The sequence below is a fragment of the Mycolicibacterium sp. XJ662 genome (assembly GCF_053484035.1).
In genome coordinates, this window is record NZ_JBEFTL010000003.1 from 459,923 (window position 1) to 480,790 (window position 20,868).

General features: G+C 64.3%; 17 protein-coding genes. 4 read left to right on the top strand and 13 right to left on the bottom strand.

The annotated features are described in order from the left end of the window. Positions 1–47: 47 nt before the first annotated feature. From kstD to ABQE93_RS13215, 3 genes are all read left to right on the top strand, one after another. Positions 48–1,760 carry a 3-oxosteroid 1-dehydrogenase gene (gene kstD, locus ABQE93_RS13205; RefSeq protein WP_448407366.1) on the top strand — a complete coding sequence of 571 codons (1,713 nt, stop codon included), beginning with the start codon at positions 48–50 and terminating at the stop codon, positions 1,758–1,760. Further along, positions 1,760–2,629 (top strand): enoyl-CoA hydratase ChsH3, encoded by an 870-nt coding sequence (locus ABQE93_RS13210; protein WP_448407365.1) that lies wholly within the window; start codon positions 1,760–1,762, stop codon positions 2,627–2,629. Before kstD ends, ABQE93_RS13210 begins: the two co-directional genes overlap by 1 nt. 461 nt (positions 2,630–3,090) lie before the next feature. Further along, positions 3,091–3,729 carry a LuxR C-terminal-related transcriptional regulator gene (locus ABQE93_RS13215; RefSeq protein ID WP_448408014.1) on the top strand — a complete coding sequence of 213 codons (639 nt, stop codon included), beginning with the start codon at positions 3,091–3,093 and terminating at the stop codon, positions 3,727–3,729. On the opposite strand, the gene ABQE93_RS13220 is transcribed toward ABQE93_RS13215, so the two are convergent. The 12 genes from ABQE93_RS13220 to ABQE93_RS13275 form a co-directional block, all read right to left on the bottom strand. Continuing rightward, the gene (locus tag ABQE93_RS13220) at positions 3,730–4,458 is read right to left on the bottom strand and encodes a class I SAM-dependent methyltransferase (protein ID WP_448407363.1); all 729 of its coding nucleotides are present in this window, start codon (positions 4,456–4,458) and stop codon (positions 3,730–3,732) included. A gap of 31 nt (positions 4,459–4,489) precedes the next feature. Then, positions 4,490–5,587, bottom strand: coding sequence for a GNAT family N-acetyltransferase (locus tag ABQE93_RS13225; RefSeq protein WP_448407361.1), 1,098 nt, complete (start codon positions 5,585–5,587; stop codon positions 4,490–4,492). A 9-nt stretch (positions 5,588–5,596) separates the two neighbouring features. Then, entirely contained in the window at positions 5,597–6,406 is an 810-nt protein-coding gene (locus tag ABQE93_RS13230; protein WP_448407359.1) for a glycoside hydrolase family 16 protein, read from the bottom strand. 50 nt (positions 6,407–6,456) lie between these two features. Next, complete coding sequence (locus ABQE93_RS13235; RefSeq protein ID WP_448407358.1) at positions 6,457–7,461, bottom strand: beta-propeller fold lactonase family protein; 1,005 nt, start codon at positions 7,459–7,461, stop codon at positions 6,457–6,459. Next, the gene (locus tag ABQE93_RS13240) at positions 7,454–8,107 is read right to left on the bottom strand and encodes a GNAT family N-acetyltransferase (RefSeq protein ID WP_448407357.1); all 654 of its coding nucleotides are present in this window, start codon (positions 8,105–8,107) and stop codon (positions 7,454–7,456) included. Before ABQE93_RS13240 ends, ABQE93_RS13235 begins: the two co-directional genes overlap by 8 nt. 443 nt (positions 8,108–8,550) lie before the next feature. Next, entirely contained in the window at positions 8,551–9,642 is a 1,092-nt protein-coding gene (locus ABQE93_RS13245; protein ID WP_448407356.1) for a GDP-mannose 4,6-dehydratase, read from the bottom strand. Continuing rightward, positions 9,543–10,385, bottom strand: a complete 843-nt coding sequence (locus ABQE93_RS13250) for a polysaccharide deacetylase family protein (RefSeq protein ID WP_448407355.1) — start codon at positions 10,383–10,385, stop codon at positions 9,543–9,545. Before ABQE93_RS13250 ends, ABQE93_RS13245 begins: the two co-directional genes overlap by 100 nt. Next, positions 10,382–10,726 (bottom strand): hypothetical protein, encoded by a 345-nt coding sequence (locus ABQE93_RS13255; RefSeq protein WP_448407353.1) that lies wholly within the window; start codon positions 10,724–10,726, stop codon positions 10,382–10,384. The genes ABQE93_RS13250 and ABQE93_RS13255 overlap by 4 nt, the downstream gene beginning before the upstream one ends. A 44-nt stretch (positions 10,727–10,770) precedes the next feature. Further along, the gene (locus ABQE93_RS13260; RefSeq protein ID WP_448407352.1) at positions 10,771–15,852 is read right to left on the bottom strand and encodes a glycosyltransferase; all 5,082 of its coding nucleotides are present in this window, start codon (positions 15,850–15,852) and stop codon (positions 10,771–10,773) included. A gap of 155 nt (positions 15,853–16,007) precedes the next feature. Beyond that, positions 16,008–17,360 (bottom strand): glycosyltransferase family 2 protein, encoded by a 1,353-nt coding sequence (locus ABQE93_RS13265; protein WP_448407351.1) that lies wholly within the window; start codon positions 17,358–17,360, stop codon positions 16,008–16,010. 1 nt (position 17,361) lies between these two features. Next, the gene (locus ABQE93_RS13270) at positions 17,362–18,252 is read right to left on the bottom strand and encodes a glycosyltransferase family 2 protein (RefSeq protein ID WP_448407350.1); all 891 of its coding nucleotides are present in this window, start codon (positions 18,250–18,252) and stop codon (positions 17,362–17,364) included. 2 nt (positions 18,253–18,254) lie between these two features. Beyond that, the gene (locus ABQE93_RS13275; RefSeq protein WP_448407349.1) at positions 18,255–18,668 is read right to left on the bottom strand and encodes a hypothetical protein; all 414 of its coding nucleotides are present in this window, start codon (positions 18,666–18,668) and stop codon (positions 18,255–18,257) included. Positions 18,669–19,178: 510 nt separating this feature from the next. Here ABQE93_RS13275 and ABQE93_RS13280 point away from each other — a divergent pair. Further along, positions 19,179–20,042 (top strand): MPT63 family protein, encoded by an 864-nt coding sequence (locus ABQE93_RS13280; RefSeq protein ID WP_448407348.1) that lies wholly within the window; start codon positions 19,179–19,181, stop codon positions 20,040–20,042. Between the two features lie 19 nt (positions 20,043–20,061). Here the strand turns inward: ABQE93_RS13280 and ABQE93_RS13285 are convergent, their stop codons facing one another. Further along, complete coding sequence (locus ABQE93_RS13285) at positions 20,062–20,841, bottom strand: hypothetical protein (RefSeq protein WP_448407347.1); 780 nt, start codon at positions 20,839–20,841, stop codon at positions 20,062–20,064. Between the last annotated feature and the right edge of the window lie 27 nt (positions 20,842–20,868).

Below are 20,868 nucleotides of genomic sequence, written 5' to 3' on the forward strand. Positions count from 1 at the left end.
ACCGGCGCAGTTGTAGGTCGGCCGGGCAATTCTATAACGTGTTCTACATGACCGGACAGGTGTACGACGTCGTGGTGGTGGGGAGCGGCGCCGCCGGCATGGTCGCCGCCCTCACCGCTGCTCACCAGGGACTCTCGACGATAGTCGTTGAGAAGGCGCCGCACTACGGCGGTTCCACTGCGCGGTCAGGCGGCGGCGTGTGGATCCCGAACAACGAGGTACTCAAGCGCGACGGGGTCAAGGACACACCCGAGGCCGCCCGCACCTACCTGCACAACATCATCGGCGACGTCGTGCCTGCCGAAAAAATCGACACCTACCTCGAACGCGGCCCGGAGATGTTGTCGTTCGTGCTCAAGAACTCGCCGCTGAAGCTGTGCTGGGTGCCCGGCTACTCCGACTACTACCCGGAGACTCCCGGCGGCAAGCCCACCGGGCGGTCCGTGGAGCCCAAGCCGTTCAACGCCAACAAACTGGGCCCCGACCTGCCGAGGCTTGAGCCGCCCTACGGCAAGGTTCCGATGAACATGGTCGTCATGCAGCAGGACTACGTGCGGCTCAACCAGCTCAAGCGCCACCCCCGCGGGTTGCTCCGCAGCCTCAAGGTCGGCGTGCGCGCCACCTGGGGCAAGGTCACCGGCAAAAACCTCGTCGGCATGGGCCGTGCGCTGATCGCGCCGCTACGCATCGGGTTGCGCAAAGCCGGCGTGCCGGTGCGGCTGAACACCGCGCTGACCGACCTCTACATCGAGGATGGCATCGTGCGGGGGATCTATGTTCGCGACGCCAACGCCCCGGAATCCGCAGAGCCCGAACTGATCAAAGCACGTCGCGGGGTGATCCTCGGATCCGGCGGCTTCGAGCACAACGAGCAGATGCGGGTGAAGTACCAACGCGCGCCGATCAGCACCGAGTGGACGGTGGGCGCGGTGGCCAACACCGGCGACGGCATCCTGGCCGCCGAAAAGCTCGGCGCCGCACTGGACGTCATGGAAGACGCCTGGTGGGGTCCGACGGTGCCGCTGGTCGGTGCGCCGTGGTTCGCGTTGTCGGAGCGCAATTCGCCGGGCTCGATCATCGTGAACATGGCCGGTAAGCGGTTCATGAACGAATCGATGCCGTATGTCGAGGCCTGCCACCACATGTACGGCGGGCAGTACGGGCAGGGACCCGGCCCGGGCGAGAACATCCCGGCCTGGCTGGTGTTCGACCAGCAGTACCGCGACCGCTACATCTTCGCCGGTTTGCAGCCGGGACAACGTATCCCGAGCAAGTGGCTTGAGTCGGGCGTCATCGTCAAGGCCGACACCCTAGACGAGCTCGCCGCGAAGGCGGGCCTGCCCGCCGACGCGTTCAAGGCGACCGTCGAGCGGTTCAACGGGTTCGCCCGCTCGGGCGTCGACGAGGACTTCAAGCGCGGGGAAAGCGCCTACGACCGCTATTACGGCGACCCCACCAACAAGCCCAACCCCAACCTCGGTGAGATCAGCCATGGGCCGTACTACGCCGCCAAGATGGTGCCGGGCGATCTGGGCACCAAGGGTGGTATTCGCACCGACGTGCACGGCCGTGCGCTACGCGACGACGGTTCGATCATCGAAGGGCTCTATGCTGCAGGCAATGTCAGCGCCCCGGTGATGGGACACACCTATCCCGGTCCGGGCGGGACCATCGGCCCGGCTATGACGTTCGGTTACCTTGCAGCGCTGCACATTGCCGGAGCCGCGAAGCCTGCGACATTGAACACAGGAAAGAACTAATGCCCATCAATCTCGACGAGGCCCTCGGCGCGGAACTGCCCGCCGCCGAATTCTCTTGGTCCAGCAGCGATATCCAGCTCTACCACCTCGGCCTCGGCGCCGGGATGGACCCGATGGACAAGCGCGAGCTGCGGTATCTGGCCGACGACACCCCGCAGGTGCTGCCGACGTTCGGCAATGTCGCACAAAGCTTTCACATGACCGAGCCCCCGACGGTCAAGTTCCCGGGGATCGACATCGAGCTGTCCAAGGTGCTGCACGCCAGCGAGGCCGTGTCGGCGCCCGGCCCGATTCCCCCGTCGGGCACCGGTCGCGCGGTCACGCGGTTCACCGACATCTGGGACAAGGGCAAAGCGGCCGTGATCTGGTCGGAGACAACGGTCACCGCGCCGGACGGCACGCTGCTGTGGACGCAGAAACGATCGATCTTCGCCCGCGGCGAGGGCGGTTTCGGCGGCGAACGAGGTCCGTCTGGTTCTTCGTCGTCCTCGGACCACACGCAGCGCGCGGCCGACGTCGAACTGGCGATCCCGACGTCGCCGCAGCAGGCCCTGCTCTACCGCATGTGCGGTGACCGTAACCCGCTGCACTCCGATCCGGATTTCGCAGCGGCCGCGGGCTTTCCGCGTCCGATCCTGCACGGGTTGTGCACCTACGGGATGACGTGCAAGGCGATGGTGGACACCCTGCTCGACGGCGACACCTCCCGCGTCGCAAGCTACGGTGCGCGCTTCGCCGGAGTGGTGTTCCCCGGCGAAACGCTGAAGGCGCGCATCTGGAAAGAGGGTGACGGCTTCATTGGGGTGGTCACCGCACCGGAGCGTGACGACGCCGTGGCGCTGGCCGGGGTGGAGCTGATTCCGGCCTGACGAGGCCAGCGAGGCCGCGACGATCGTTCCCCGGGAGCAGGCCAGCTAATTATCTTGAATCGGAATAATAACCCGCCCGTCAACGGCAAGCGCGTTGCGTTGAATGCAAAACACAACTAACGCAAACTCTTCAGCAATCACATACACTCTTCAGCAAACGCACTGCACAGCAAAAGAGCCGTACCTGCAATTGGATAGCAAATCTGCGGCGCTGATATACCGCCCGGTATGTCAACAGGGTACAAACACATAAGGAAACGATCGGCTCGTCGTGCCCGATAAACGGGTAAAGTTCGCTAGGTGTAGCTTATGCTTCGTCAACTGGACTGAGGTAGACCGTCAGGACCGTCCGGTATGCGACCTCCGAACCGATCGGCCGCACCGCTTCGATCTCCCGGCCTAACGGAGGTGGTGTCCAATTGCATACGCCATTGAGGCATCAAGCGCCGATTTCGCTCGTGGTGATCGACGGTCAGGACGTTGTCCATGCAGGCTTGGACGCCTGGCTTTCGGCGGATGGCTCGCCGTTCATCAAGATCGTCGGCAACTATTTCCATCCGACCGACTTCATCGCTGAACATCTGAGCGCTTCTGACGGAGTCGACGTGGTGTTGATGGCCCTAGAGTACGAGGGCCATGGCCCCAACTTCGGTGCGGTTCGACACCTGAGCCAGGCGGGTTACCGGGTGATCGTCTATTCGTATCGGACGTCGAACGAGATCATCCTCAGCTGCCTGGACGCGGGCGCGCTGACCTATGTGGCGAAGTTCGAAAGCGGCAAGCATCTACGCGAAGCCATCTATGCCGCCCACGCGGGTGTTCCGTACATTGCCCCGCGCACCGCCAGGGCGCTGCAGGACGATCGAACGGTCGGGCGGCCCGGATTGACCGAGCGCGAGCGCCAGGTCCTGGTCGCATGGTTTCAGACCGAGAACAAAGATGTAGTCGCACGAAGACTCAACATCGAGCCGACGACGGTGCGCACTCACCTTCAGCGGGTCAGAGCCAAATACGCCGCGATCGGACGGCCAGCGTCGACGAAGGCGGCGCTCATCGCCCGGGCGATCCAAGACGGCATCCTGAGCGTCGAGGAACTCTGATCAGATAAGCGGTTTGTGCAGCACGCTGAGCAGATCACGGTACTTCCTCACGTTGTATTTGCCCGAGTCGCCCCACGAATCGGTTTGCGCCACGGTCAAACCCGCGCTCGCGGCCCAGTCGGCGACCATCTGACCCGTGACGTTCGATCGGTTGCCGTCATCGCGCAGTCGACCCTGGCTCGCGATCTGCTGCACAACTCTGCCCACGGTGCCCAAGCGAGAAGTCAACGGCGTCAACGTCAGGCTTCGGGGGCGCTTGTCCGCGTGGTGCACGATCGCGCTGCCGCCGGGGCGCAGCACGCGGCCGATCTCGAAGACGTAGGAGCGCACGACATCGGGGTCCATGTGGACGAACGAGTCGAACGACCAGACGAAGTCGACGCTGGAGTCCGCGACGGGAAGTGATGTGCCGTCTCCGAGTTGGTAGTCGAAATTGTCGAAGTGCCCGAACCGCTGTCGGCAAGCGTTCAAACAGTTCTCGTTGATGTCCACCAACACGATGCTTCGGGCGGATTCGGCCATGTACTCCGACCAGCGTCCGTAGCCGGGTGCGATCTCGACGACATCCGCATCGACGACGTACGGCGCCATGAATGTTTCGACGAGCGCGTCTTTCCACATGGCGTAAGGACGTCTGCAGTAGCTGGCGAGGTCATCCCATTCGTCGCCGTGCCGGGCCCAGTCGTGTTCCTGGCCCCACGTCTGACGGTTCCAATCCAGTGTCGGCATCGCTACTCCTTGTCTTGTCGATGTCTTCGGGTTATGAGGCTCCGCGGCTGGCGAGAGCTTCTCGGGTTTCGCCGATTTTTCTCAACGAGCCCCGGACCAGGCCGCGGACTTCGGGGTGTGACAGCACATAGGACATGGCCGCCGACGATGGGCGGCGACAAGCCGCATAGGCGAGCGCACGTGGTGAACGACGGCCCACGAAACCGGTCGCGACCAACCGGTCGCCGGTCTTGAGAGTGTTCTTGTAGTGTTCATCGCCCCTTGCCAAGTCGATGCTGTGCACGTCGCGTGCGAACGCAGCCTCGATCGTCCGCAGCGTGCGGATAGCTCCGGGTGAGAAGCGAGCCCATTCGGGGTCGTGCGCGCAGAACCAACCTGTGAAAACGGTGTTGGTGGCAATGCTCAGATCCGCCGCGATTACTCGCCCGGCAACCCTCAAGGACGAGCCGACGCAGTACAGACCTTCGCCGGGTTCGTCGGCCAGTCGACGCAACAACGCGACCATACCGGGCCGGGCGAACAGGTCCGGCCATCCGCTACGTCGATACTGTCGTGATTTCCACGCGATCAGCTGGTCCAGGTCGACGTGCTCAGCCGCCGGGCCGGAGGAGAACACCGCTTCCGGATGGTCGCGGTGCAGCTTGCGTTCTTTGTAGAGAACGGTCTTGATCGCCTTGCGCTTGGCGATGCGGTCCAGGTAGACCGCCCAGCCACCGTCGGTGTCGATGACAGGGGCCAGCGCGGATTTCAGCGAGGGGATGCGATGCCACTGGTTTCCGATCAGGTCGGGAAGTTCGAGGACCTCCAGGCCGGCCGCTTTGAGCAGCGCGAGCCAGGACCACTCGAATCCGGTCGCGTGCACGAGCCCCTGGCGCGTGTTGACCTTGCGCCCGATCGCCGTGGCGACCCCTCGCGAACGCAACTCGACGGGAAGAAATCCGACTATCGCCGAGCCATCTTCAACGACGATGACCCGGGAACGATCGCAGACATTGGCCATGGCAAGAGCGAAATTCGGTGTCAGAAATGGTGTCTGCAACGACAAATCAGCGGACTGATACGCGCGCCAGCTGGCCAGTTCGTCTCGGCCGAGTTCCTGGGGTCGCACCACCGATGCCTTCACGCTCACCTCCAGGGGCTAAGTGATCGGTAACGCGTAGACGCGGACATAATCGACAAGCATCCGGTTCGGGAAAGCGGTCTGATCGTTGGGCGAACCGGGCCATTCACCTCCGACTGCGAGGTTGAGCAGAATGAAGAACGGATGGTCGAACACCCACGATCGACCGGCCTCGTCCTTCGTGATAATCCGTGTGGGCCGACCGTCGACCTGCCACTCGATGAGCTCGGGCGTCCACCGCACGCTGTAGGTGTGCCAGTCTCCCAGTGACTGGCCATGGGGCAGAACGTATTCCTTACCCCAGCGCAGCTTCGGCGCCTGCACGTGCTGCTCGATGTCTCGCAGCCTATCCCCGATGGTCTCGACCACGTCGATCTCGCCGGCCTCCGGGAACCCGACTTCATCGAGATCGATTCCCACCAACCAGAACGCACCCCACATACCCGTACCGACGGCGCCTTTGATGCGGGCTTCGAAAACACCGTATCGTTGCGAGAACTTGTACTTGGTGGTGAGTTTGGCGCTGACGTAGTCGCATGTCCCATACCAACATTGAAGTCTCGACCCGGGTCGGTCCGCTTCCAGCACCAGGTTCCCAGCACCGTCGAGAAATGCGTTGCCCGTGCGTGTGTAGTACTGAAGTTCCTCGTTGCCCCAACCTGTTCCGCCTACGTCGGGTGTCCAGTGCAGCGGGTCAGGCGTCGATCCCGCTGGTCCGTCGAACTCGTCGGCGAAGGTGGGAGTACGCGAGGCTCCCGGTTCTGCCTCACTTCGGGTGAGGTGAAATTGGCACGCGGTGACGATGGATATGGTGACCACCAGGCTCACGAGCTGCCGAAACGCTCGGTCGCACCCGCGTAATGCGTTGACAGAGGTGCTCATAGCCGACCCACCGCAATTCCGCGTGGCGCCTGTCCGACTCGTCCCGACGAGGCGACGATGCGTCTCGTCGTGGTGTCGATCACCGTCACCGCGTCCGCGTACATCCCTGCGACGTAGAGTCGGCTTCCGTCGGGGCTCAGGGCTAGTGCGGTCGGCGCCTCGATGACACCGATGGTGGCGACGGGCCGCATCGCGACGCTGTCGATGACCGACACGGTGTCGGAGTTCTGGTTCGCCACGAACACGTATCGGCTGTCTTTGCTGACCGCGATCCCGTAGGGATAGTGTCCGACCGGGATCCCCGCCGCGATGACACGTTGCGCTTCGGTGTCGACGACAGAGACGCTGTTCGCACTCGTGTTGGCGACGTAAGCCCGCCGCCCGTCAGGGCTGACCGCCACCTGATTGGGCCGGGCGCCGACACTGATGGGGTTGGCGGCCAACGCTAGCGTTGCGGTGTCGAGGACCCGAACGTCGTTGCTGTATTGGCTGGCGACATAGATCAACCCGCCGTCGGGGCTGATGGCGAGTCCGCCCGGCGCGTCACCAACCCGCACGGAAACTCCGATCTGCTTGCGGGTCAGCGTGTCATAGGCGCGGACATCGTCGGTCTCACCGCCGGCGATGTAGAGCGTCGTTCCGTCCGGGCTCACCACCACCCCCGACGGGTAGCTGCCGACACGGATCGGATCCCCGACGACGACGCCTGCGGCAGTGTCGATCACGGTGACGTCGTTCTCAGAAGGGCTCACGACATACCCTCGGTGACCGTCTGGGCTGAGCGCGATATCGGACGGCACCGACCCCACGGTGATCGGCTCGGCCACGGGCGTGAGGTCGGCCGCGTTGAGGATCTGGACATCGCTGGTCCTGGCGTTGACCAAGAAGACGTAAAGTCCCGGCGCCAAAGCCGCGGCGGCGTGCCGAGACGGTGACGTTGCACAACTCGAGGCAAGCCCCACCAGGACGCAAACCAGGGTCAGTACGAACGTGTTACGCATCGCGGAATCCGATCACGGTCTTGACCGCTGTGCGGGTAAGCCGGCCGGCCCGATGGACGGGAAGTCGCTCGATCCAGTACTCGGCGAAGTCGAACTGTTGTGCACCGAATCGGGTTTTGAATTGTGCTAAGCCAGCAGAGAACCCGGAGTCGCCCATGTGGTAGCGCCGGCACCCGTCGCGACACGCGGCGGCGATCGCCTCTTTGTGAAGCAAGCTGTTGACTTTGACCGGCACCGCGACATCCGTGTCCATCGCTCCCCGGGTGTAGTGCGCTACAGCACCGCTGCGCAGCACCAGGACTGCAGCAACCGGCTGCCCCTCGAACCACGCCACCGATATCTGGCACCGCTTTCCCATCCGTTGGGCGATAGTGGAGAACTTCTGTAGCGAATCCCTGCGGCGGCCGCGAGCCTGCGCAAGCAGTTTGGGCTCGTGCTGTCGAGTCGCCCAGCGATCGAACGACTTGAGCAGCAGCCCGTAGAACACCGGCACCAGCGCTCCGCTGGAATCGGTTTCGACGTGTACCGCTGCCTCTTCCGCGCGGCGCACCTCTCGGCGCACGGCAGACTTGAACCGTGTCTGCCACACGGTGTCGAAACCGCCGTCGAGGTCGAGGACGTGCGCGCGTGACGGCACGGCAGTCACACCGCGGCGGTTCGCAATGGATGCCCATATCGGGGCCTGCAGCGGATTGGGACGAAGATGGACCCGCCACAGGTCCGACTTCGAAAGATCCTGCAGGACTGCCGATACCAACGTGGCGGTCAGCGTATTCTGCGGTCCTACCAAACCCCCGTAGCCCCAACCCACGGGCATCGAATGCGCGGTTGATAGAGGCCCGGCAAACCTTGGTCGAACCAAAGGCAGGACGGCCAACGCGTCCCCGTCCGCCTCGTATAGGCGGCTGGCGTCACGGAACCGGCCGGTGGCGGTCAGGCTGTCCACCCACTCGGGAGACTGTGTCGGCATCGCCTCGATGTCAGCGGCGTGGAGGTCGCGCCAGACACTGCGCGGCGCAGGGCAGTGGATTCGCACCGTCGGTGCCCGAGGTGGCATGGTGGTGGCGGCGGTGTGCGGATGCATCGCGGTCACACCGCCTGCACCGGAAGGGTTCGGCTCTCAGAAACGGCCCGCAACCACTTCACGGTTTGCTTGATACCTTCGGCCACCGAAACGGTCGGTACCCATCCGAGCACTTCACGACCTCTGGTGTTATCCAACGCGATGGCGCGGACCTCACCTCTTCGAGCCCGTGCATGCCGGGGTGGCGGCGCACCACCGACCGCTGCGGCGATGAGGCGGTGCACTTCGGTAACGCTGGTCTGCTGTCCGGTACCGACGTTGACGATCCCGGTGACGGCCGGATCGACGGAAGCCGCACGGACGAACGCCTCGACGACATCGGAAACAAACACGTAATCGCGGGTCGACTCACCGTCTCCGTATACCGTCGGGATGCGCCCGTCGATGATCGCCTTGCTGAAGATGGCGATCACACCGGCTTCGCCGTCGGGCGCTTGTCGTGGCCCGTAGACATTGGCCAGACCGAGGCATATCGACGACAATCCGTACATTTCGGCGTAGGCGGTTGCGTAGAGTTCGCCGGCGATCTTGGCGGCGGCATACGGCGAAAGCGGATTGATACTCGATTTTTCGTCGACCGGTACGCATGCCGGCGCCCCGTACCGGGAGCCGCCGGATGCGGCATAGACGACTCTCGGCACGTCGGCGCGTCTGCACGCTTCGAGTAGGTTGATCGTCCCGAGCACGTTGACGCGCGCATCGTAAAGTGGGTCGGTCACCGACTTTTGCAGATCCGCCTGTGCGGCGAGATGGAACACCACATGCGGGCTGGTGGCCGCGACGATGCCGGAAAGCTCTGGCGCCGTCACGTCGCCGCGGATGAACGTGAACTTTCCGACCGAAGAGTGTCCGTATGCTTTCTGCGCGGATTCGAGGTTCTCAACACGGCCGGTGCTGAGGTTGTCCAAACAGATCACCTGGTATCCGTCGGCGAGGAGTCGATCGACGAGGGTGGAACCGATGAAGCCGGCGGCTCCGGTCACTAGTGCACGCATGATTAGCAATCTCCTGTCCGGTTGCGGGATTTCGATTTCGTGGTGTTGTCGAAAACGCCGCGGGTAGCGTGGTCGCCCCGCATTCGTCGAACAGATCGCCACAGCTTGGTGCGCAGCCGCTCCGGGTACGGCGCCACCCGTGCGCAACGGCCGTTCAGCCACTCCCTGAGCTGGAAGGGCGTCGTGTTTGCAGTGACCGTCAGCCGAGCCAACGCAATCGGCTCGTCGGCGTGCGAGCTCAGCGCATTCAGCACCGCGCAGGCCGAACGGTGCCCGACCGATGCGGCGACCCTTCGGGTGCGCATTGACTGAAAGCCGTGGGGATAGGCGAAGCTGGGCACTTCGAAGCCAAGCGCATCCTCCAGCATGTCCTTGCTGCAGCGAATCTCGTCTGCTGCCGCGCGGTCACTCATGATGTCGAGTTGGGGATGAGTGTGTGTGTGAGCACCGATCTCCACTCCGAGCTCGGTCAGCTCGAGCAGCTGAGACCAGTCGAGCATCGCTGCTGGCGGTAACTTGAGGTTTGCCGCTCGCGGCCCGCGGCCGGCAAGTGCCCCGGTGGTCGCGTACAGCGTGCTCGGCAGCCCGTTTGTAGCCAGTATCTCGGCGGCGTAAGCGAAGTCGGCGAAGCCGTCGTCAAAGGTGATCACGACCGGATGGGCCGGCAGATTGCTGTCACCCGCGAGCGCGGCGCATAAGCCTGAGACGGTCATCGCGGTGCGCCCGCTCGTCGCGATCTGCTCGACGTGGCGGGTGAACATGGTGGGTGTGACCGCAAAGGGCGCAATCCAGGACGCGGGCGCCTTCGACACCGAGTGGTAGAGCAGGATCGGGATGATGGTCACGATTTCACCGCCGCACCCTCGAATTCGTCGGCTGTGTTGGTGCGGAAGTCGCGCATTCCCCAGGCAATTGAGGCGACCGTGGTGACCGCAGCCAGTACTGCGATGCGCAACGGTATTGAATCGTTGCGGACCACCGTCGACACGACCGTGACGACGATGGCCAGGGCCGCGCTGAGCGCGATGGCCAGCACCCACCGTTCGGATACGTCGCGTGCCACAAGAGCGGACATGGGATAACCCGGCCCGGTGAGGACGAAGAGGAACACGGCGATGACCCGCACGGGCGAAGCGGGCGGCACCAGCATCACGATGGCCAATACAACCCAGCCGGTGGTTGCCAAGACCCAGAAGCGTAGGCGCATCTGGGACAGGTGACTGAACATGATCACATGGCTCCTTCTTCGCGAACCGGCTGGGACAACGTGAGCACCACCGCGTCGTCGGTGCGATAAATCACGGTGAACCGCGGTGAACCGATTACGGTTTCGGTGAGTGCAGCGATGCTGCCGGTCGGCATCGCTCCGATCATCTCGACGTCGGCGATCTGGCTGCGCGTCAGAACCAGGTAGGCATGGTGGTAGGGCGTCATCAGTTCGTCGAAGCCCCCGACTGGGTCGTCGAGGATCGCCTGACGATCCTCGGGTTCGAGAAGGCCGAACCGTTCGTAGGTGTAGAACTCGTAGTTCATGAAGGCCCACGGGAAGTCCCGGGTGGCGCCGATGATCAAGGAGCCCCGCGGCGCGATGCCGTACACGAAAACCGAGGCGCCGGCTTCGCCGCTACTGAAGTAGTTCGCCTGCTCCTTGCCGTAATAGCTGACGAGAAACCCTGGAATCAGCAACAAGAGGACGGCAGGCAGCCCGATCCAGGTGAAAAACGTTTGGCCGGCACGTTTGGTCGGGAAGAAGGCCGCTGCCGCGTAGAAGCACAGGAACGGCAACGAGAACAGGTAGATACGGAACACCATCTCACCGTCGTAGTCGTTGATGGCGACCACTGGGACCGGTGCGATCACCAGAAGAGCCAACGTGAGCTCGCGGTGGTGGCGTACTCGGCGGACGAACCCGATCAACGCGAGCAGCCCTATTGCGCCGCTGTGCAGGCGGTCGATCTTGGCGACCACGACCTGGCTGGGGCTGGCGTCGCCGAGGTTGATGAAACCCGACCGGGCGTTCTCCCCCGGTGCGCCGAGCTTGTCGATCAGCCCCGCAAGGTTCTCGGCGATCCACGGCCATGCGAACAAGACGTCCCAGCCGACAGCGGCCAGGATGGCCACCAGGAGAATCGTTTTCACCCGATACCGACACAGCGCCAGCACCGCTAACGCCAAGACAGTCATCAGTGGGGTGAGTTGATGGGTCGGAGCGATCGCGACGACCATGAGAATCACCGCTGCACCGATCAACAAATCGCGACGGCGGCCAACGGTTTCGCCCGCCCCCCGCGGCGCTCGATAGCGCAGGCATAACGCGATCGCGGTGAGGTAGAGGAAGAACACGGTCGGTTGCGGTGCGAAGTAATCTTGACCGACCCAGTTGGCCAGAACAAAGACCACCAGTACGGTCCACAACAAGCGCCGGTCATCAGTGAACGTGCGTGCGATCAGATACACCGGGCCCAGCATCAGTACGCCGAACAATGGCGGCGCCCACTCGGCATAGGCGAGTGCACCTCGAAGGCCGGAGGCCTCGATCATGGTTGCGTTCAATGTGAAAAAGCCGGGCCAACGTTGATATACGCCGAGTTCACGGATCGAGCTGTCGACTCCCTCGTTGCGCACGAAGAAGTCGATGACGCCCACGTGCTTCCACGCCCACGAATATCGCAGCGCGTCGTACAACACACAGGGGGTCGCGTGCAGGATGACAACCAGCACGCCGAGATATCCGTTGAGCATCCACGGGTGGATCGCGCCGCGGAGCACCAGGACGGCATATCCGACGAGCAGCACCGCCAGCGCGGCCCAGAACGTTACCGGAAACAACGGAACCAGCCCGAGGTCACCGATGCGGTCCAACCGAATCCTGGGCAGCGACACCAACCACAGGGCCGCGGCGCCGCACACCGGTATCATCGCCGCGGCGCCATGCAGCCGCCGGCGCGACCGCTTCGCGTCGGTGGCCGTCGCCTTTGCGACCGCGCGCTGTGCGTACCCAACGGTGTATCCGAGGCCGGTGATCATCACCCCGGCGATCAACGCGAATGCGGAAGAGAGCGCCGACGGATGACCTCGAAACGCCTGTCCGACATAGCGCAGGAATGCAAAGGGCAAAGTAGAGGTCAGATAGCGGCGTTCAGTCGAAAGAGCCTGTGACGCAGGCGTGGTACTGCCCATCTTGGCCTTGGACAACCCCTCGGCAAAGCAGCGGGCGCGGTAGTACGACCAGGTCCCCCGGGACGCGGGTACCGCATGCAGGACGTGCGCACTCGGTTCGTACACATGTATGCCGTTGGGATTGTCGCGTTGGACACGAATGCAGAGTTCGGTCTCCTCACATCCCACCGGCCGGGTGCCGACGCGGCCCAACCTCGTGTCGAATCCGCCCGATTCCATCAACAGCTCGCGCCGCAATGACATGTTGGCGCCGATGAAGTTGCGGATCACCGACCGCTCGTCCGGCATGCCGTGATAGCTGCAACCGACCACCCAGTCGAACTCGGCCGGGAACCAGTTCGGTCGTCCCTGGTGCCAGTTCGCCCGGACATACCCGCCCACTCCGAGAACGTGGGGGTTTGCGTACGGCTCGATCAGCGAGGCGATCCAGTCGGGTGCGGCCACCGCATCGTCGTCGAGGAACGCGACGACGTCCGACCGGGCGGTACGCGCACCGGTGTTTCGCGCACCGGATAAACCCGCCCGCTGGGCGTTCTCGATGACCGTGATATCACGAAATGCCGCGTCTGCCCGGTGAAACAACGATGCACAATGGTCTATCACCACGATGATCTCGTTGGCGGACACTGTTTGTGCCCGTACCGATTCCACAGCCGACGTCAACTCCGTCCACCGGTCTTCGGTGTATGCGCAGATCACCACCGCCACCGTGGGCGTGGCCGGGCCGACGCAGGCGGGGACGGTGCTGCGCCTTCGCCATCGCGGGCGCGGCGCGACGGTTGTCCGCGATGTCGAAGTGACCACGGCGCGCAAGACGGGGGCGATGTTGGCTGCCCACCAGATGCGATGTTCCTGGTAAGTCACGCATTTGCGCCACATTTCGGCTGCGTGGTGAAGCCACGTCAGCAGGATCAGCGCCTCCTCGTCGAGGCGATCACACCGCGGCGTGGCCGTTTCGCTGCTGTGGTAACTGGCGCGAAGGGACTGCCGTTCGAGAGGATTCAGCCCGCCGCTGCGCAGTCGGCGCCGCACGATGTCACCGAGTTCACGCGCTTCGAGCATTCGGCTGACACCAAGAATCAGCAGGTAACTGTCGAGCAGCGCCAACCGCCCTGGCCGCGCACCACCCCAGTCCACAATGCCGGTGACCGCACCGGTCTGCGCGTCGAGTTGTATGTTGTCGGGGGTGAAGTCGCCGTGCGTCCAACTCACCAGCGCCCTGCGTTGCATGAGTGCGCCGCAGAGTAATTCACCGACATGGTCCACGTTGGACAGCAGGCGCGGATCCATCCGCACGCAGATGTCTGCCAGTGCCGCCAACGGTTCGCCCACCCAGTCATGAAGCGCTGCGTCGTCGATCAGCGTCACGGTGCCCGTCTGCCGGTGCAGCAGTCCGATGGCGGCCAGCGCCCCGGCGGTAAGAGATGGAGCATGGTCGCGACGCCCCATCACCGCGTCGGCAAGGCTCACCCCGGGTCGGTATGTTTCCAGCGACGTGATCCCACGGGGTGTCTCACGGAATGCGAGCACCCGCGGTAACAGCTGATGCAGCTCGGCCAGCCGGTCATCGGTCGACAATCGGTGCAATATCACCCGCTGGGTACTCAGCTCCCGAGTGCCCAGTGCTCCGTTGGCGATTTTGGCGACCGCGTAAGGCTCACCGCATTTCGAGCGGAGGATGGCGACATCGACGTCACTGACGGTGCGTACCGGTTGTGCAGTCGTGCACCCGCTGGTCGTCTCGTCGAGAACTGCCAGCCACGCCGCGTCGAATGACCGCGAGTGGCTTGACCGCCGACGGCGCAGCAGACCCAGCGACCGATCCACGACCGTGTGCAGCCGCAGCGTTGTGAGCAGCTGCAAAACCCATACGATCGCGGTTGCCGGCAGCATCGGATGCCGGCGGCGCTTGCGTGTATCCGGGCGGGCAGTGTCGGCGTTGGTCATCCACTGGTCTCGGCGCACCAGCAGGTAGACCGCCATTACCGTCTGCGAGATCAACCAGGCCAGCCCCGCGCCGGTCAAGCCGGCGATGTGCAACAACACCCAAGTGAGGCTGAGCACGATTCCGCACTGGGTGAGCTGGATCGACAACAGCAGACCGAGACGACGTTGCGCCCTGGCCGAACTCACCGCGGTGGTGACTACGAGGTTGGGAATCGCCGCGAGCGCGAGGAGGCGAAGTGTGTCGGTAGCTTCTTGGTAGCCCGGCCCGAAGATACCTAGCAGTAGCGGAGCCGCTGCCATGGTTGTGATCACCACCGGCACAAGCAGTTTCGAGGTATGGCCGAGAACGTGCCGCACCGAACCTGCCAGGCGGCCAGGATTCGCAGCGGTCTCGGCGACCAGCGAAGTCCCCATGTTGGTGTTGAGCAGATGCAGGCTGTAGGCGATGACCCAAGCGATCGCGAAGTACGCATTCGGGGCGGCGCCCAGAACCGCGATCACCATGATCGGCATGAGGTCGATGGAGCCGATCGACGAAATCGAGCCGGCATAGTCGAATGCGACGAACCTGCCGATCTGACGCACGGGCGGCAGGTCATCTGTTTCACGCAGTCGTTGATGCCGGGGGATCGCCCAGCCGAACAGGTAGATTCCGACGACGATGACTAGCACCCACATCGACAAGACCCATGACGCGAAGATGCCGTGCAACGGCATGGCAGCAACAAAAGCCACCACGAGACCGACTTTGGCGACGGCGAACACGACGTTGATGACCGGCACCAACTCTGCTCGCTGCAACCCGACAAGCACACCGTTCTGGATGACGAAGAGCGCATAGCCGGCAGTGCCGACCACGAACATCACCATGGGCGTCACACCGGTGAGAAATGCCGCGCCCGGCGCGATGACTCGAACGACCAGCACGGCTGCGGTGGCGATGACGACGGCGAGGCAGGTGCTCACGATGAAGGCGACAGCCACGAGGCGTCGCGTGCGTCGTCCCGCGGTCGGGACGAAGCGCACCATTGCACTGGACAGATTGAGGGCTGCGACGGCGGCAGCCAGAACCATCATCGAAATGGCGGCCGAGTTGCTCCCCACGCTGGCGGCGTCATACTTCCACGCCGCCACGGCCCAATAGCCGAAGCCGATCACCGCCGAAAGGCCCGAGCTGATGGTCAACCAGTAACCGTTTCGCAACAATGGATTTCGCCAGCCGGCGCGCACTGCCGCGACGGTCCTACGGGATCGCGACTCGAGCCTGCTTTCTGTCTCGGGGACGGCAGGCGCCCGCTCGGGCGCGCCGAGCTGGCCGCGCGACAGGGTGGTATCGGCGGTCATCGATGAGCCGCACTGCGATGCGCACGCCATCGGCTGACGGCATACGCGACCGGTCCGTACGCCAGGCCGCGCTTTTCGAGCCGTGCCAACTCCGGCGGCCAACCGGTGTACCGACCCTCGTTGCGGGCAGACGACGCTTTGAACGCATACCCGAAACCGGCAGGTAGCCGACGTAGCAGATGGGGCCACATCCCGGGCTCGTGCACCATCACGCTGGTCAGGAACGCTCCGAGGCCGACACCGTAGCCGAACGCCTGGTTGCGCAGTGCGGCCATCTCGCGGTGGTGCTTGTGCCACACGATCGCATCGGGTTGGTAGACCACCTGGTGGTTCAGAACGACGCGGAAGAACGCAGCAAGGTCGTCACCGCCGCGTGCGAAGGTGCCCACGCCGATTGTGGTGTCGAAGCCGCCGAGCCCACGCAGCACCGCCGTGTCGAACGCCATGTTGGCGCCCGAGCCGAATCGACCCGCGGTGAAAGGAAACAGCGGATCATTCGGCCGGTGCTCGGCGGTGTCGAAGACGGTGAGCGCAAATCCCTTGTCGAAGCCACCGTGTCGTTCCAGCAGCAGTTGCGCCGGGGTGTTCAGCTCGGCAGGCAGGATGAGACCGGTCACGCATCCGACGTCGGGCGCGGCGGTGAATCCCTCAGCGATGGCGGTCAGCCAGTGGCGGTCGACAACGACATCGTCATCGACGAACGCCACGATCTGCCCGCGGACTTCCTCCAGCCCACGGTTGTGCGCCGACGCCAAGCCCCGGCGGTTTTCGCGCACGTACTGGACGTGCGGCGCGAAATGGGCCAACAGCTCGGCGGTCGACGACGTGACGGGATCGTTGTCGACGACCACCACGTCGTAGCGGGGATACTCGAGGTCGAGTAGGGCGGATAGACACTCGCGCAGGCTCTCCGGACGCTCACGGGTCGCGACGACGACGGTGATGTGCGGCGGGTCAGCCAACACCGCAGCGCGACGGCGCAGGCACCGATGCACCGAACCGTTTTCGCGGGCCTGTGAACCGGACGCGTCGACGGGCGTCATTTCGTCTGCCAGCAGGTGCTCGTTGACGGGCCCCCGCATCGCCGACCACACCGTTGCCGCGTGCGTTTCCCACCGGCGGTCGGCGCGACCGTCGAGGACGACGACGCCGAGCGGGTGGGTGTGCAGTCGAACCAGGGCGAGGATCTTGCACGGAAGCGTGGATGGAGCGGCGAGGCTCAACCTCGCAGGCGGAGCGCTCAACTCGATCTCGGTGCGGGCGACCGGAAGGTCGCCTTCGAGAATCGACCTGGCCGTCGGCCCATGGTGCGTCGGCGACCGCTGCGCGGTCGAACAGGTCACGGTCATCTCACATGCCTGCCACGTCTGCACTGGCGATCGTCGACCCGCGACGGCCGTAGACCGTCTGCACCAGCCGGCCCGATAGGCCAGTTCGATGGTGCCGCAGCACGGTAGCCAGAACCCTGGACCCATCACGGATGGCATGCAGATTGGATTCGCCTGCCCGCCTGGGGAGTTCCAAGCTCGGCACCTCTGCGACGCGCAGACCGGCCTGGATGGCGCGGACCGTCATCTCGGCCTCGATCTCGAACCCGGTCGCGGAAAGGTCGAGATGTTCCAGGTAGCGGCGATGGAAGGCACAGAACCCGTAGCAGAGATCGGTCAGGTCGGCGTCGTAGAGGTAGTTGAAGACCGAGAGGAGGAACCGGTTACCCATCCGGCGAAAAGCCGTGATATCCAACGATCCGCCGCCGCAGACAAACCGTGAGCCTTTGACGAAGTCGTATCCGTTGGCCAGGAAGTGCAGGTAGTGCCTGATCTCCTGCGGCTCCATGCTTCCGTCGGCGTCCATCATCACGATGACGTCTCCGGTGGCGGCCATGAACCCCGTGCGCAGCGCGCTACCCTTGCCGATTCCCTGTTGGGCCACGATGCGGATGTCTGGCCGATAGCTGCGAGCAGTGGTCAATGTCGCATCGGTGGAATAGCCGTCTACGAGGATGATTTCGTCGACCTCATCGGAGATCTTCTCGAGCACCCACGCGATGTTGCGCGCCTCATTTCGAACCGGGATGACAAGGCTGACTGAGCCCTGCAACGCTGGCTTCCCGACGCGTCGACGGCGGCGCGGTGACGGCTCGGGGTGGGGAGTCCGCGGAGCCGTCACCGCTTCCACCGTGGTCGGACGGACGGAGGTGTCGGTGTCGCCGCTGCCGTTGGCGGCCAGTGAGTACGTCATCGTTAGTTGTCTCCGAGTTGAGATGGAAATGAGCAATGCGCATCGATGACGAGCGCCGCGCCGCCGAAGGCACTGATGAAATGGACGAGCACGTCGTCGTTGACCGTGATCCGGTTACCGGCGATGGTGGCGTGCCAGCCGGCCCGCTGCAGAGCGTCCCTGGCCGCGCCGATGGCGGGAATGTCGGCGACGACGTCGGCAACCTGTTCTGCCGTAGGGCCGACAGACCCCGCTTTGTTTACTGATGATGAATTCATCGAACTCCCCCAGAACATTCGGATGCTCGGTGACCCAAACCGGAGCAAAATTTGCTTTAGGAGCGTGAGATTACCGCGCAGCAACCTCGGCGCAAGACTTTGAGTACAAGATTCATCCGAATAGATGACACTATCGTCGCTGTTCCAGCCGATTTTCAACCGACCGTACGATAGCCCGTTCGTCCGTTCTCGTACAAGTGCTTACGTCGTTCGGCGTACCGGGATATACTTTGCCAGTCTTGCGGATAGCCGCCGTCTTTTTACCCCGCCGGCACTAGGAAAATACCTTCAGCAGCGCAACTTTTGCGGTCTGGACCGATTGCTGAGAGCGCGCGTAACTCAAGTGAAATGCACTCTGAGCGTAGCGCCAGCAAAATCTGTCGCCATCGCGGCGGGAGCAAACGCTAGACGTCGTTTAACATCAATATCCCGCGTCGACGGGCCCCTTTGCCACCAGCGGGCGATTCTCATGTCTACGTAGGTGTTCGTCCGTACTGTCAGTTACGCCGAGTTGCTGAACGCGTGCTGGCAGAACGTATTTCGCGTCCCGTTGCACTGCCGGCCGGGCATGACGACCCACCGACCTGCTACTTTCAGGTTTGGGAAACGTCCCCGCGGGTAAGGGGATGCCGAATTTCGGACGACCAGGAGTGCATCACTTTGAACAAGATGAGCAAGATCACGATATCGGCAACCGCCAGTTTCGCTGCGGCCGGAGTCATCGGTGTTTTCGCCGCGCCGGTCGCAGGCGCTGACCCCGAAGCCGAAGCCACCACGCAGACACAGGTCCAGCCACAGATCCAGGTCCAGACGCTGACACTGGGCACCCAGGGCAAGCTGGTTGACGGCAACGTCATTCAGGGCTGGACGGTCGACAACCTTCAGCCGAGTTCCGACCCCATCCCCTACAACGTGCAAGGAACGTTGTGGGAGATCACCGCCAACGATCAAGCGATCCAGGGCACCGTGATCCCGATCGTGTCGAACCTCAACGCCCGGGCCGCCAACGGCGAGACCTATCGCGCGCTGTTCGGTGTCGCCACCCCGCAGGGCGTCAACCCGGCCGCGATCCCGCAAGGCGAACAGACCACGGGCAAGGTGTATTTCGACGTCACCGGCGCCGAGCCGAACAGCATCGTCTACAACGCGGGCGGCCAGGATCTGATCGTTTGGGTCGAGGCACCTGAATCCACGTCGAGCGGCGCTGCGTCGACGTCGTACCCGTCGACGGGCTCCCAGAGCCCGGCCCAGGCGCCGGCAACGGAGGCCGCGCCCGCGGCAGTCGGAACCGAGGCACCCGAGGGCAGCCAGGGCACGCCGCTGCCGGCGGGAACCGAGTCGGTGCCGGCAGGTTCGGCGGGAACGCCGCTGCCGCCGGCTGAGGGCGCTCCTGCCGCGCCGCCGGCCGAGGGTGCGCCCGCTCCGGCGACCGCGGAGGGCACGCCGCAGCCCGCGGGAAGCCAGGGCACTCCGGCCCCGGCGGGTGACCAGGCGCCGACGCCGTCGACCTACGCGCCGGTCCCGACGCCCTGAACCAAGCAGCTATCGGCTGTCACGAGTGGGATGACCACCACGCGTACAGCTGCGGGAAGGTCGGCCCCTGCGGGCCGCTTTCGACGGCGCTGACCACAAGTCGGTCGTCGTCGGTCCAGATCACCGTGGGCTGACCTTCCCGAAGGCCGCAGAACAACGTGCCGGCCACCCGGTCCGGGGCGGCGTTACGCCGCCACGGGCCAGGCGACTGAATGTTGCCGGGACAGACCACCTGGGTCGCGGTCTGCATCGCGTCGTTGAACACGGCGTCGAGTGCGGCCCTGTCTTCGACCAACGTGTACACCGCCGACAGCGGGCCGTCGGGGTCAACGTTTTGTACGCAGTTGACCTGTGCCAGCACGTTTTCCGGCGCGTCGACCGCTTCACACGCGCCCGGCGGGTAGCCGGGTGGAAGCATCTGCATGAGGCGTGGCGCGTGGTTGGGCCGAGTGGTCGTCGCCGGAGTTGTCGGTGGCGTTGTTGTCGGCCCCGATGGCGGCGGCGTCGCGACAGCGGGCGCATCGTCCTGCGGTGACGGCCGCAGCAGCCAGAACCCCAACCCGACGGCCGCGGCGACGGCGATGACCGCCGCCACCGCTACTGGCACCGCTTTGGGCACCGAACGCGGCTGCACCGGCCGCGGTGTCACGGAGAGCGGGGCGTCAAAGCGCCTCATCTGGGTGTCTGGTGCGCGGGGCACAGCGCGCACCGGCCCGGTGTCGGCTTCGTCGGGGCCGGGTCCGTCGACAGCGTCGTTTTCCGGCGTCGACGAGGGATCCGGTGGCTGAGGCGAACTCACGGCTTTGAGGGTAGTAGCAGCGGGACC